The sequence below is a fragment of the Paenibacillus chartarius genome (assembly GCF_042432825.1).
GTDB lineage: Bacteria > Bacillota > Bacilli > Paenibacillales > NBRC-103111 > Gordoniibacillus > Gordoniibacillus chartarius.
Genome location: NZ_JBHLWN010000111.1, coordinates 22,952 through 35,982, shown reverse-complemented (window position 1 = coordinate 35,982; position 13,031 = coordinate 22,952). Strand labels below are relative to the sequence as shown.

12 protein-coding genes are annotated in these 13,031 nt (G+C 53.1%); 11 read left to right on the top strand and 1 reads right to left on the bottom strand.

Translation table 11 applies throughout. The features are described from left to right. The first annotated feature begins 173 nt into the window (after positions 1-173). From ACFFK0_RS27815 to ACFFK0_RS27790, 6 genes are all read left to right on the top strand, one after another. Complete coding sequence (locus tag ACFFK0_RS27815; protein WP_377474152.1) at positions 174-1,103, top strand: phosphate ABC transporter substrate-binding protein; 930 nt, start codon at positions 174-176, stop codon at positions 1,101-1,103. A gap of 319 nt (positions 1,104-1,422) precedes the next feature. Next, on the top strand, positions 1,423-2,259 hold the full coding sequence (gene pstC, locus ACFFK0_RS27810) for a phosphate ABC transporter permease subunit PstC (RefSeq protein ID WP_377474196.1): 837 nt from the start codon (positions 1,423-1,425) through the stop codon (positions 2,257-2,259). After that, positions 2,256-3,113 (top strand): phosphate ABC transporter permease PstA, encoded by an 858-nt coding sequence (gene pstA / locus ACFFK0_RS27805; RefSeq protein ID WP_377474150.1) that lies wholly within the window; start codon positions 2,256-2,258, stop codon positions 3,111-3,113. Before pstC ends, pstA begins: the two co-directional genes overlap by 4 nt. Positions 3,114-3,116: 3 nt before the next feature. After that, on the top strand, positions 3,117-3,878 hold the full coding sequence (pstB, locus tag ACFFK0_RS27800; RefSeq protein ID WP_377474148.1) for a phosphate ABC transporter ATP-binding protein PstB: 762 nt from the start codon (positions 3,117-3,119) through the stop codon (positions 3,876-3,878). Positions 3,879-3,902: 24 nt separating this feature from the next. Further along, on the top strand, positions 3,903-4,562 hold the full coding sequence (gene phoU / locus ACFFK0_RS27795; RefSeq protein ID WP_377474146.1) for a phosphate signaling complex protein PhoU: 660 nt from the start codon (positions 3,903-3,905) through the stop codon (positions 4,560-4,562). 196 nt (positions 4,563-4,758) lie between these two features. Then, positions 4,759-6,597, top strand: a complete 1,839-nt coding sequence (locus tag ACFFK0_RS27790) for a GGDEF domain-containing protein (RefSeq protein ID WP_377474144.1) — start codon at positions 4,759-4,761, stop codon at positions 6,595-6,597. On the opposite strand, the gene ACFFK0_RS27785 is transcribed toward ACFFK0_RS27790, so the two are convergent. Continuing rightward, the gene (locus tag ACFFK0_RS27785; RefSeq protein WP_377474142.1) at positions 6,582-7,337 is read right to left on the bottom strand and encodes an HAD family hydrolase; all 756 of its coding nucleotides are present in this window, start codon (positions 7,335-7,337) and stop codon (positions 6,582-6,584) included. The two genes, ACFFK0_RS27790 and ACFFK0_RS27785, sit on opposite strands and share 16 nt — an antisense overlap. Before the next feature lie 91 nt (positions 7,338-7,428). On the opposite strand from ACFFK0_RS27785, the gene polA reads away from it, so the two are divergent. From polA to ACFFK0_RS27760, 5 genes are all read left to right on the top strand, one after another. Next, complete coding sequence (gene polA, locus ACFFK0_RS27780; protein ID WP_377474140.1) at positions 7,429-10,113, top strand: DNA polymerase I; 2,685 nt, start codon at positions 7,429-7,431, stop codon at positions 10,111-10,113. Positions 10,114-10,142: 29 nt separating this feature from the next. Beyond that, positions 10,143-11,000, top strand: a complete 858-nt coding sequence (gene mutM, locus ACFFK0_RS27775) for a DNA-formamidopyrimidine glycosylase (protein WP_377474138.1) — start codon at positions 10,143-10,145, stop codon at positions 10,998-11,000. A 62-nt stretch (positions 11,001-11,062) separates the two neighbouring features. Continuing rightward, positions 11,063-11,770, top strand: a complete 708-nt coding sequence (locus tag ACFFK0_RS27770) for an MntP/YtaF family protein (protein ID WP_377474136.1) — start codon at positions 11,063-11,065, stop codon at positions 11,768-11,770. A gap of 43 nt (positions 11,771-11,813) precedes the next feature. Beyond that, the gene (gene coaE / locus ACFFK0_RS27765) at positions 11,814-12,410 is read left to right on the top strand and encodes a dephospho-CoA kinase (protein ID WP_377474134.1); all 597 of its coding nucleotides are present in this window, start codon (positions 11,814-11,816) and stop codon (positions 12,408-12,410) included. A 2-nt stretch (positions 12,411-12,412) separates the two neighbouring features. Further along, positions 12,413-12,988, top strand: coding sequence for a lytic transglycosylase domain-containing protein (locus tag ACFFK0_RS27760; protein WP_377474133.1), 576 nt, complete (start codon positions 12,413-12,415; stop codon positions 12,986-12,988). Positions 12,989-13,031: the final 43 nt, after the last annotated feature.

Here is a 13,031-nt window from a genome sequence, read left to right as displayed (position 1 = left end):
ATTATATAGGAAGAAATTCCGGGATGGGTCAAACTGATGTTAATTTTTGTCGAATGCATCGCTGTAAACTTTGCGGAATTTTTACATTCACTTTACAGATTGATTGCACTCAGTTAACAAACTATTGTTAAGATTCTTTAGGAGTGAAAAACATATAAGGAGGACATGCTGAAATGAAAGCAATGTCGAAGAAAGTACTTAGCTTGACAGTAGCAGCAGTAATGACTGTGGGGGTCCTGGCCGCATGCGGCAAAACAGACAATAACACGAGCAATGCTGGCGGTACACAAACACAAACGCCGGCAGCAACAGCACCTGCAACAAACGCACCGAAGGAAGCTCCGAAGTCCGAAGAGATCACAGGTACAGTTACAGCTTCCGGCTCGACTGCACTTCTTCCTTTGGTTAAAGCGGCAGGCGAGCAATTTATGGCGAAGCATCCTAAAGCAACCATCAACGTATCGGGCGGCGGCTCCGGTACCGGCGTGAAGAACGTTGCAGAAGGTACTTCCGACATCGGTAACTCTGACGTTGCAGCTGCAGCAGAGTATGCCGACAAGGGTCTGAAAGAGCACATCGTAGCGATCGCTGCTTTCGCGCTCGTTGTTAACAACGACGTTAATGTTGAAAGCCTGACTAAACAGCAAGCAGCTGATATCTATTCCGGTAAAATTAAGAACTGGAAAGAAGTTGGCGGTAAAGATCTGCCGATTACGCTGATTCACCGTCCGGATTCCTCCGGTTCCCGTAAGCTGGTTCAACAGCTGGTTATGGAAAAGACGGAGTTCTCCAAAGAAGGCGTAACTCAAGAGTCTTCCGGTGCAATGAAGACGGCTGTTGCTCAAACTTCCGGCGCCATCGGTTATATCGATACTCCTTACATCGACAACACGCTGAAAGCACTGAAGTTTGAGGGTGTAGCTTTCGGCAAAGAAACCATTAAGAACGGCACTTACAAGCTTTACGGCCAAGAGCGTATGTATACGAAGGGCGAGCCTAAAGGCGCAACGAAAGCGTTCATCGATTTCATCATGGCTGACGATTTCCAAAACAATCAAGTAGAGAAGCTGGGCTTCCTGCCTGCCAACCTGCTGAAGAAGTAAGAAAAGTCAACTTAGGGGGATGGTGTATAACGCCATCCTCTTTTGTATGCATAGGAAAGGGCTCGAATCGAATCTTCGACATAGGTTATCGACAACTTTTTACACTGAGTTTACAAAACATTCACATTGTCTTTACAAAATAAACGTATGATAAAGAATAGCTTTCGGTCTTCAGCCTTATTGCGACGGCCGAGTAATTAGGGAGGATCACCTGTTGGAAACCTATGCGGATAAATTCGATGAGAAAGCGAATAAGCAGCAGATTACGTCCTTGAAACCATCGCTTTGGACCCGGTTGCAGAATCGTACGGACCAGACGATGCGGTATGTTTTCGTAACTAGTGCTGTTCTTGTGTCTGCAGTAATTTTCTCGATTATCATTTTCGTGGGCATACAAGGTCTTCAGACGTTTACCGATGTATCGCCATTGGAGTTTTTCTTCTCCACCGACTGGACTCCGTCCAGCGATAGATTCGGCGCATTCCCTTTTCTGTACAGCACCATTCTTTTAACTTTGCTGTCCGTTGTGTTCTCGCTGCCTTTAGCACTGGCGGGAGCGATCTTTATGGCCAAAATCGCTCCAAAGTGGATGAGAGAAATTTTACGTCCGGCGACGGATCTGTTCGTCGGAATTCCTTCCGTTGTTTACGGCTTAGTCGGTTTAACCGTAGTGGTTCCGTTCATCGGTAAAGTGGTAGGGGGGACCGGGTACGGGATTCTTCCCGCGGCGATTATTTTGGCCATCATGATTTTGCCGACGATTTTATCGATTTCGGAGGACGCGATCCGTTCGCTGCCCGGCAGGCTGGAGGAGGCTTCGCTTGCATTGGGTGCGACCCGTTGGCAGACAATATGGAAGGTGCTGATTCCTGCAGCACGTCCCGGAATTCTGACGGCAGTCATTTTGGGTATGGGAAGAGCGATGGGGGAGACGATGGCGGTATTCATGGTGATCGGGAACTCTCCGCAAATGCCGAAGACTTTGATTTCATCGGCTACGGTATTGACGACAGCCATCGTTAAAGATATGGGCAATACGACTTATGGGTCAACTTGGAATAACGCGCTGTATTTGATGGCGCTTATGCTCTTGATCATTTCCCTTTTGTTGATCCTTGTTATCCGAATTGTGGCTAGGAGGTCGGAGCTCAAATGAATAGCAAAGTTGCTGATCGAATTGCCACTGCGCTGCTTTGGTTTTCGGGCATTCTCATTATCCTGCTTCTAGCTTGGTTTTTATTCCGCATCTTAGGCGATGGCTTGAGGTATGTAACTTGGGATTTCGTCACGGGGAAACCGGAAGAAATCAGCGCCGGCGGCGGCGTGGGACCTCAGCTCTTCAACTCGTTTTACATATTGTTCCTTTCCTTGGTTTTGTCTTTGCCTATCGGTATGGGTGCCGGGATTTATTTGGCCGTTTACGCTAAGAAAACCGGATTTACGAACTTGATTCGGATTTCGGTTGAGGCATTGTCCTCGGTACCTTCCATCGTTTTCGGTTTGTTCGGCTACTTGCTCTTCGCCAGTTACTTCGGATGGAAATTCTCCATTCTCGGTGGTGCCTGCACGCTGGCTCTTCTTAATCTCCCTGTACTTGTGAGGGTTACGGAAGAAGGGATTCGGGCTGTGCCTGACTCTTACTGGGAAGCCAGCTTGGCACTCGGCTCCACGAAGTGGCAGGCTATTCGCAAAGTGCTGGTGCCTGCATCTCTTCCGACGCTGATTACCGGGATTACGCTGGTTGCCGGGAGAGCGCTCGGCGAATCCGCAATCCTGATCTATACGGCAGGTTTGTCCGTATCCCGCTTTTTCCCGGATTTCAACCCGATGAAAATCGGCGAAACTCTGTCCGTACATCTATGGTACGTGCAATCCGAAGCTCTTGTACCGGATGCCAAGCAAATTGCACAGGGCAGTGCAGCTTTGCTGCTGATCGTCGTACTGGTGTTCAACCTTCTGATTGCGATACCAAGCCGAATGATTCAAAAAAGATTATCCGGGGGGAAATAATCGATGTCCGCGAAGCATAAAATTAAAGTAAATAAGTTAAATCTGTATTATGGCGACAATCACGCGCTTCACGACATCGAGATGACGATCGAAAGCAACATGATTGCGGCGCTGATTGGTCCTTCGGGCTGCGGTAAATCGACATTTCTGCGTACTTTAAATCGAATGAACGATTTGATCGATAACGTTCGAATTACGGGAAGCATTATGATTGACGGTCAGGATATTTATAGTTCAGAGACCGATATTGTTTCTCTTCGCAAGAGGGTCGGAATGGTGTTCCAGCGCCCGAATCCGTTCCCGATGAGCATTTATGACAACATTGCGTATGGCCCTCGTATTCACGGGATCAAGAAGAAAGCAAACTTGGACGAGCTTGTAGAAAGAAGCCTGAAGCAAGCCGCTCTGTGGGATGAAGTGAAGGATCGTTTGAATAAATCAGCTCTCGGATTGTCAGGCGGACAGCAGCAAAGGTTATGTATAGCCCGGCTGCTTGCGGTCGAGCCGGACGTTCTGCTGATGGATGAGCCCACTTCTGCGCTTGATCCGATTTCAACTCTGAAGGTAGAAGAGCTGACGCAGACTTTAAAAGAAAAATACACAATCATTATTGTTACCCACAATATGCAGCAGGCGGCTCGTATCTCTGACGTAACTTCCTTCTTCCTGAATGGGAATCTGGTAGAAACGGATAAAACAGATAAAATTTTCACAAATCCAAACGATCAACGTACAGAGGATTACATCACGGGACGGTTTGGTTAAAGGGATTAGGAGGAGACGACTGGCATGGATACAAGATCAGGGTTTCACCATTCATTAGACGCTCTGCAGAAACAGCTGCTGGATATGGGGCAGAGCGTCGAACAGCTCATACATAATGCAGTCGATTCGTTGTCTCGGTTGGATTTGAACTTGGCGAAAGAAGTGATCGATAGTGACGACGCAATCGACGAAGCGATGCGTCATATCGACGAGCTTTGCTTGCGCCTTATTGCCCTGCAGCAGCCGATGGCCAGCGATCTGCGCATTATCGGAACTGCGCTCAAGATCGCTACGGATTTGGAGCGCATCGCCGACCATGCCGTCGACATCGCCAAAATTACGATTCGTCTGAACGGCCAAGAGCTGGTGAAACCTCTTCAGGATATTCCGCAAATGGCGGAGATCGTCAAAGAAATGCTGCGGGAAAGTTTGCTGTCCTATACGGAGCGCAATGTTCATCGCGCCGCATCGCTTGCCGATAAGGACGATAGGGTCGACAAGCTGTACAGCGGAATTATGTCCGATATCGTGGCGCTTATGGGAACTGACATCACAAAGAATAAGCAGCTGACCCACCTGATGCTCGTTGCGAATCACCTTGAGCGAGTTGGCGACCATACAACGAATATCGGAGAAGGCGTCATTTACATGGTGACAGGCAAGCGAAAAGATTTGAACGTATAAGGTTACGGGAATCCGCCTCTGGTTTGAGGCGGATTTTTTTGCGCCACCAGTTGCGGGATTGTCGAAAATAGGACATAAATATTCGGGACTTCTAGGCTAATATTTACAATCAATTTACATTCGCTTAACATGTCGAAACAAGTCACATGGTATAATAGGCTATACGAAACTTGCTCGGATAAGGATGATGAGCGGTATGGCCATTGGACAAAAGCTGCCTGAGGCGGGTACACCCGAAGGGGACAAGTGGCTCGCAGAACTTCACAAGATCATACAAGAACAGTCCATATACTCCGTATATCAGCCGATTGTTTCGCTGGAATCCGCGTCAATCGTCGGCTACGAAGCGCTCACACGGGGACCTGCCGGCAGCCCGTTGCATTCCCCTTTGCAGTTGTTCGGCTTCGCCGAGCGGTACGGGCAGCAGTATGTGTTGGACCGGCTGGCGCGGGAGAAGGCAATCAGCAGCGTAAGACTCGATAACCAGCAGCAAATGCTATTTATTAACATTTCCTCTCATATTATTTATGATCCACATTTTGTGCCGGGTAAGACGCTGGAGGTGGTGGAGACATACAACCTGCGGCCTCACAATGTCGTATTCGAGATTACGGAACGAAGCTCCATTGAAGACTTCGCATTAGCCAAAAAAATATTGCAGCATTATCGCAAGCAAGGGTACCGGATCGCGATCGACGACGCCGGGGCGGGCTATTCCTCGCTTCAAGCGATTGCCGAGCTGCAGCCGGATTTTATTAAAGTGGATCGTTCCCTCATCGAAAATATTCACCAGGACAAAATTAAAGAATGTATTCTTGAAACGTTCGTCACGTTCACGCAAAAATTGAACATCGGTTTGATCGCCGAAGGGATCGAGCAGCAAGAGGAGCTTGTCAAGCTGACGAGAATGGGGGTTCAGTATGCACAAGGTTATTTGCTTGCTCACCCGTCCCGGGAGCAGGCCGTCATTTCCCCGGAACTGGTCAACACGATTGTAGCGCATCGGAAGACGCAGGCGTGGACCGGCTACTGGACAATCGGGGATTTGGCGACGCCGATTAAGCATTTTGCCCCGACCGATCTGATCTCGGAAGCCGCGTCATATTTCAAAAAGCACCCTGAGGCTCCAGCCGTGGTTGTCGTTTCGGACGATCGGCCGGTCGGATTGCTGATGAGGGAAAGACTGTTCCAGCAGCTCGCAGGCCAATACGGGTTCTCCCTCTTCTGGAATCGAACGATCGATCAATTGATGGACCGCCAGCCCTTGGTTGTGGACGAGACGACACCGGTTGAGCAAGTGTCTCAGCAAGCGACTTCACGTTCCATACATAATTTATACGATCTTGTTATTATTACGAAGGATGGACGAATGAGCGGCACGGCGACGATTCGTTCCATACTCGAGACGATCACGAACATACGTACGGAGACGGCCCGCGTCGCCTCGCCGCTCACGGGTCTGCCTGGCAATCTGCAGATCAACCGTGAGCTGAGCAAGCGGCTTCTGGACAACAAGATGTTCTGTGTGATCTATATCGATTTGGATTTCTTCAAATGGTTTAACGACCGTTTCGGGTTTCAGAAAGGGGATCAGCTCATCCAGTACACGGCTGATATTATCCAGCAATCGATCGCCGTGTGCGGTACGCCGCTGGACTTCGTCGGTCATGTTGGAGGCGACGACTTTATTGTGCTGACGTCGACGGAGAGCAGCTCGAAGCTGTGTGCGGAGATGATCCGCCGATTTGAGCAAGGAGTACGCATGTTCTATGAAGGGGAAGAGTTTCACTACGTGGAGGACAGGCACGGCAATCGCATCGAGAATGACGGCGTTACGCTGTCGCTGTCCTTGATCGAATGCGACGGATCGTCTTCCATTACACAGGAACAAATCTCCCAAGCTTCGGCTGCGCTGAAGAAGCAAGCGAAATCGCACCGAGGCAGCGTCTTCGTCGCTCACCGGATAAGCAGCACCGTCAGCGCAGACAGCGAGGAATTGGAGTTAGAAAGGATCCCCGATCATAGAATGGTTTGAAGCTGATGAAACGCACGAATGATTACAACTTGCCCCCGGCCCAGCTTGCGCTGGGCTATTTTCTTTGCTCCGGCGGGATGAATCCAGACGGCATCCATGCCGCTGTCTACGGCGCCGACGATGTCCTGCTTCCACGAATTGCCGATCATGACGCCTTCCTGCGGGCGAATGCCAACAGCCCTCATAGCGCTGTGAAAGATGTCGGGATGAGGCTTGCGCGGACCGTCCCGTTCGGAGCTGAACAATCGCTCGCGCGGCACAAAGCGGTCGAGGCCGAGCCGGGCCAGGTTGGACTCGAGACGATCCCGGCGGCCGTTGCTGATAATCGCGAGGCGATACGTGCCGGACAGCTTCTCCAGCGTTTCGAGCACATGCGGAAACAACGTTACGTAGCCTTCCTCGGCCATCTCGACCTGCTGGAAGAAGGCGCGCGAGAACGCCTCGCTCACTTTAAGCGGGTACGGTTCCAGCGCTTTGCGTAAGCACACGAAACGCAGCTCATCCGAGCTGAGCGGTTCACGGACCGGCTGCTTGCGGCGTTTGCTCCATTCGGCCTTGTAAGCAAGCAGAGCATCCTCGGGCGTTCCTATCTCGGTGATGCTGTCTGCTTCCCATCTCGCCGTGAATTGACTAAGCACCTCGATAAAGCCGGCATGGAAGCATTGGCGGCGGTCGACCAGCGTATTGTTCATGTCGAAGAACAATGCTTTCTTGCGGCCCTTTCTGAACCAGGAGCTCATGGCGGCAACCCTCCCGGTAATCGTACTTAGTTTAGATTATGTTGATATTTATGGTATGATGATGAGAGTATTGGATGGGCGAGGTGTCCGGATGAATAAATTAGTTGTAATTGACGGAAACAGTATCATTTATCGCGCTTTTTTCGCACTGCCGCCGCTGACAAACTCGGCCGGACTCCATACGAATGCCGTTTACGGCTTTACCACGATGCTGCTGCGGCTCATCGAGGAAGAGAAGCCGACGCATATGCTGGTCGCATTCGATGCGGGGAAGGCGACGTTCCGGCACGAAGGTTATGCCGAATATAAGGGTGGACGGGAGAAAACGCCGTCCGAGCTGTCGGAGCAGTTCCCGCTGCTGAAAGAGCTGTTGAAGGCGTTCTCGATTCCGCAGTACGAACGTGAAGGCTACGAGGCTGACGATATTATAGGCACGCTGACGCGCATGGCCGACGAGAAAGGCATGAGCGTTACCGTCGTTTCGGGAGATAAAGATATGCTCCAGCTCGCTTCCGAGCACGTCACCGTTGCGCTTACACGCAAAGGAATCAGTGAAGTCGAGCGGTTTAACCCTGCCCATCTGCAGGAAGTGTACGGTCTGAAGCCTATGCAGATCATCGATTTGAAGGGACTGATGGGCGACGCGTCGGACAACATCCCGGGAATTCCCGGGGTCGGCGAGAAGACGGCGCTCAAGCTGCTTCAGGAATACGGAAGCGTTGAAGAGGTGCTCGCACAAGCGGACGGCATCAAAGGCAAGATGGGCGAGAAAATCCGTGAGCATGCCGAGGACGCAAGGCTCAGCAAGAAGCTCGCTACGATTTTCCGCGACGTGCCGGATGTGCCGGCATGGGACGAGCTCTCCTATAGCGGCTTCAAGGGTCCTACGCTGCAGGCAGCCTTCCGAAAGCTTGAATTTAAATCGCTGCTGGAGAAAATGGATTTCGGCAGCAGTGATGCGGGCGGCGCCGAAGCGGAAGGGGCTGCCGAAACGGAAGCGCTGCATGTCGTTACCGTCGACGTCTCGTCGCTCGGCGAGCTGCTGGAAGCACTGCCGGATATTGAATCGATTCATATCGAATCGGTTGGCGAGAACCCGCATCAAGCGGAGGTGCTCGGAGCGGCGTTCTATTTGACCGGTGAAGACGGCGCCGGGGAAAGCCGCGGCTATTACATGCCGATTGGCGTGCTGCTTAGCGAGGCTGCGGCGCCGGTTCGCGACTGGCTGGCCGATGCGGATCGGCCGAAGGCGATGTTCGACATGCATAAGGCGGAAGTATCGCTCGCCTGGCTCGGCTTGCCGCTGCGCGGCGTCAGCTTCGACGTTCACTTGGCCGCTTATTTGCTGGATCCGACAGAATCGGCGCTCGCTCTCGACGGGCTCGCTGCGAAATACGGGCTGCCGGCGCTTGCAAGCGACGAGTCGGTGTTCGGTAAAGGAGCGAAATTCAGCGTTCCCGAGCAGGCGAAGCTCGCCGAGCATCTGTGCCGCAAAGCGCGGGTCATTCACAGACTGGCCTCGCTTATGAAACGCGATCTGGAGCAGGGCGACATGCACCGGCTCTACTACGATTTAGAACAGCCGCTCTCCGTCGTCCTTGCCGGTATGGAGCTTACCGGGATTAAAGTGAACGGTGACGGGCTGCGCGCATACGGACAAGACCTGGGCTCGAAGCTCGCCGGCATTATGCAGAGCATTTACCGGCATGCCGGGATGGAGTTCAATATCAACTCGCCGCGACAGCTCGGCGAAGTATTGTTCGAGAAGCTCGGACTGCCGGTCTGGAAGAAGACAAAGACCGGTCCTTCGACGGATGCCGAAGTGCTGGAGAAGCTGGCGCCGTACCATGAGATCGTCAAGGATATTTTGCTGTACCGCTCGCTCGCCAAGCTGCAATCCACGTACGTGGAAGGGCTGCTGAAGGAAATTCATCCGAAGACCGGCAAAGTGCATACGTATTACCGCCAGACGATTGCCGCGACGGGAAGACTCAGCTCCCAGTTCCCGAACCTGCAGAACATCCCGATCCGTCTCGAGGAAGGCCGAAAGATCCGGCAGGTGTTCGTGCCTTCCGAGCCGGGCTGGTTCATCCTTACAGCCGATTATTCGCAAATCGAGCTTCGCGTCCTCGCACACATCTCGGGAGATGAGCGCCTGAAGGAAGCGTTCCTGAACGACATGGATATTCATACGAAGACGGCGATGGACGTATTCGGCGTTACGGCGGATCAGGTCGACGCCAACATGCGCCGTCAGGCGAAGGCGGTCAACTTCGGGATTGTGTACGGCATATCCGATTACGGGCTGTCGCAAAACTTGGATATTACGCGCAGGGAAGCGGCGCAGTTTATCGAGCAATATTTTGCCGTGTTCCAAGGTGTTCGCAAATATATGGACGATATCGTGCAAACCGCCCGCAACGACGGGTATGTCACAACGCTGCTGCAGCGCCGGCGGTATCTTCCGGAAATTACGGCTTCGAACTTCAACCTTCGTTCGTTCGCGGAACGGACGGCGATGAATACGCCGATTCAAGGAACGGCTGCCGACATTATTAAGCTGGCGATGGTGCAGATGGCGCAGCGACTTCAAGCCGAAGGCTTGAAGAGCCGTATGCTGCTGCAGGTGCACGACGAATTGGTGTTCGAGGTGCCGCCGGACGAGCTGGAGATCATGAAACGAATCGTACCCGAAGTGATGGAGCAGGCGATTGAGCTCGACGTTCCGCTGAAGGTGGAGGCCGACTACGGACCGACCTGGTACGACGCGAAGTAACCGGAAACTAGGGCGAAGGAGGACATCGCATGCCGGAGCTTCCGGAGGTGGAGACGGTACGCCGTACGCTGCAGCGGCTAGTCGTCGGGAAGACCATTGAGAGAGTTGAAGTCCGGCTGGCCCGGATCGTGCAGCACCCGAAAGATACGCAGCAGTTCGCCTTTCTCCTTGAAGGCCAGACCATTCGCGATATTGAGCGGCGAGGAAAATTCCTTCGCTTTCTGATGGATGACGTCGTGATGGTATCGCATCTCCGGATGGAAGGACGCTATGGCCTATATGCTGCCGAAGATGAGCTGGAGCCTCATACGCATGTCATCTTCGCCTTCACGGACGGGACGGAGCTCCGTTATAAGGACGTCCGGCAGTTCGGGACGATGCACGTTTTTCCGATAGGAGAAGATTTGAAGCAGGCCCCCTTGCATAAGCTAGGCCTCGAGCCGCTCGACGAAGCGTTCACTTTGGAGGCGTTTCGCGGCGCGCTGCGAGGCAAAACCGGCAAGATTAAGCCGATTCTGCTTAATCAAGAATATGTCGTTGGAATCGGCAATATATATGTGGACGAGTCTTTGTTTCTGGCCGGCATTCACCCGGAACGGCTGGCCAGCTCGCTGACGAAGCAGGAGCTTGAGCGGCTGCACGAAGCGATCATCCAGACGCTGCGCGCTTCCGTCGAAGTCGGCGGTTCTTCGATTAAGTCCTATGTGAACGGCCAGGGCGAGATCGGCTTGTTCCAGCATCAGCTGCAAATTTACGGCCGCGAGGGCGAGCCGTGCGTCCGGTGCGGCCGCACGGTGGAGAAGTCCGTCGTCGGCGGCCGCGGCACGCACACTTGCGCAAACTGCCAGCCTCTGAAGAAGCGGCGCGCCGGCAAGCGTCGCGAGTAGGCATGCACCTATCCCCCTTCACCGCATATTCTACATGAAGAAGATGCGATTGGAGGGGTACGATGCTTTCCTATGCTTCGCTGCTGCTGCTTGCTTTCGCCGTTTCGCTGGACGGCTTCGGCGTCGGCGTCACGTACGGGCTGCGCAAAATCCGCATTCCGCTCGCTGCACTCGTCGTCGTTTCGCTCTGGTCGGGGGTCGTCATCTTTGCTTCGATGCTGATCGGCACCTGGTTTACGACTTACTTGTCGGCCGAGTCAGCCAAGGTCATCGGTGCGCTAATTCTGATCGGCATCGGCCTTTGGGCGCTGGTACAAATTATGAGACAGAAGGACGATAGCGCAGAAACCCCTGATTCGGGCGTGTCCCCAAGCCTGCGAGAGCAAACGAATGAAATGGAGCGCACTGAGGATTGGGAGTCGGTACGTCACATTTTTACATGGGAGCTTCGACGGTTTGGTCTGGTCGTGCAAATTTTGCGTACACCGATGGCTGCCGACGTCGATAAATCGGGCAACATTTCCGTGTCCGAAGCGATGCTGCTGGGCATTGCGCTTTCCTTGGACTCGTTTGGTGCGGGGATTGGTGCCGGGCTGATCGGTTTTTCGCCGGCGCTCACCTCCATTGTTATTGCTGTTGCCAGCGGAACGTTCATCGCCGCCGGTTTAAAGGTAGGGCTGAAATACGCCGAGACCGACTGGATGCGGCGGCTGGCGTATTTGCCCGGCTGCGTATTGATCGCAATGGGAATTATGAAGCTATTCTTATAATGTCTAATCGACGGCATGACGCACAAAGGGGCGTTTATCGCACATGAATATAGGATTGACAGGCGGCATCGCCTGCGGCAAAAGCACGGTCGCGGCGATGCTCGCCCGGCGCGGCGCGATCGTAATCGACGCCGATCAAATTGCCCGGGAAGTCGTGCTTCCCGGGACGGCGGCGCTTGCCGCCGTAGCGCAGAGGTTCGGACAGGCTGTTCTGAACCCCGACGGAACGCTCAATCGCAAGCAGCTAGGTTCGATTGTATTTGGGAATGACGAAGCCCGCCGCGATTTGGAGGGATTGCTTCATCCGCCGATTCGCGCATTGATGCGGGAGCGGAAGGAGCGCTATGAGCGTGAAGCGCCGGAGCGGCTCGTGGTGCTCGACATTCCGCTGCTTTATGAAAGCAAGCTGGAATACATGGTGGATCGGATCATGGTCGTCTATTGTCCGCGTGCGATGCAGTTGGAGAGGCTGGTCAAGCGCGACGGACTCTCCGTTCAACAAGCGGAGGAAAGGCTGGCGGCGCAGCTTCCGATCGAAGAGAAACGGAACCGGGCTGACATTGTAATCGACAACAGCGATACCCTGGCAAATACGGAAAGGCAGGTGGACGCATTCTGGTCAAGCTTGCCCCTTACCTAGCGGTGTTCCGCAAGAAACGGGTATTCGCCGTGCTCCTTATCGCATTCGTCGGTATGTTGTTTGCGAACAGCACGTTTGTTGCGAAGAAGCTTTACCCGATCTACTACCAGCAGGAAATTCGGGACAGCGCCGCGAATTATGAATTGGATCCGTTCCTCATCGCAGCGATCATTCGTGTGGAAAGCAATTACAAAACCGGCCAGCAATCCAAAAAGGGCGCCATCGGGATGATGCAAATCATGCCGGACACGGCGCAGTGGATCGTTGAAGCGGGAGGGCATCCGAAGCATACGCTGGACGAGCTGCATGACGTTGGCGTCAACATTAATTTAGGCTCCTGGTATGTGAGCTGGCTGCTCAAGCATTATGACGGAAGCTTGCTGTATGCGACTGCAGCCTACAATGCCGGGCAAGGTAATGTCGACAAATGGAAGGACGCCGGGACATGGGACGGAACCCTGGAGAATATTAAGGACATTCCGTTCGGGGAAACCCGGCACTACGTTCAACGGGTCTTATACTATTGGAAGAAGTATCACAAGCTTTATGCCGACGAATGGTCGTCATCTCCGAAATAGAAAAGAAGCATAGGCCGGCGCTCTATCCGAAGCGTCCGGGCCT

Coding starts and splice junctions, on each gene's coding strand:
- polA (WP_377474140.1), top strand. CDS start 7,429: ATGAATAAATTAGTTGTAATTGACGGAAACAGTATCATTTATCGCGCT.
- ACFFK0_RS27785 (WP_377474142.1), bottom strand. CDS start 7,337: ATGAGCTCCTGGTTCAGAAAGGGCCGCAAGAAAGCATTGTTCTTCGAC.
- pstB (WP_377474148.1), top strand. CDS start 3,117: ATGTCCGCGAAGCATAAAATTAAAGTAAATAAGTTAAATCTGTATTAT.
- phoU (WP_377474146.1), top strand. CDS start 3,903: ATGGATACAAGATCAGGGTTTCACCATTCATTAGACGCTCTGCAGAAA.
- pstA (WP_377474150.1), top strand. CDS start 2,256: ATGAATAGCAAAGTTGCTGATCGAATTGCCACTGCGCTGCTTTGGTTT.
- ACFFK0_RS27790 (WP_377474144.1), top strand. CDS start 4,759: ATGGCCATTGGACAAAAGCTGCCTGAGGCGGGTACACCCGAAGGGGAC.
- ACFFK0_RS27770 (WP_377474136.1), top strand. CDS start 11,063: ATGCTTTCCTATGCTTCGCTGCTGCTGCTTGCTTTCGCCGTTTCGCTG.
- ACFFK0_RS27815 (WP_377474152.1), top strand. CDS start 174: ATGAAAGCAATGTCGAAGAAAGTACTTAGCTTGACAGTAGCAGCAGTA.
- pstC (WP_377474196.1), top strand. CDS start 1,423: ATGCGGTATGTTTTCGTAACTAGTGCTGTTCTTGTGTCTGCAGTAATT.
- coaE (WP_377474134.1), top strand. CDS start 11,814: ATGAATATAGGATTGACAGGCGGCATCGCCTGCGGCAAAAGCACGGTC.
- mutM (WP_377474138.1), top strand. CDS start 10,143: ATGCCGGAGCTTCCGGAGGTGGAGACGGTACGCCGTACGCTGCAGCGG.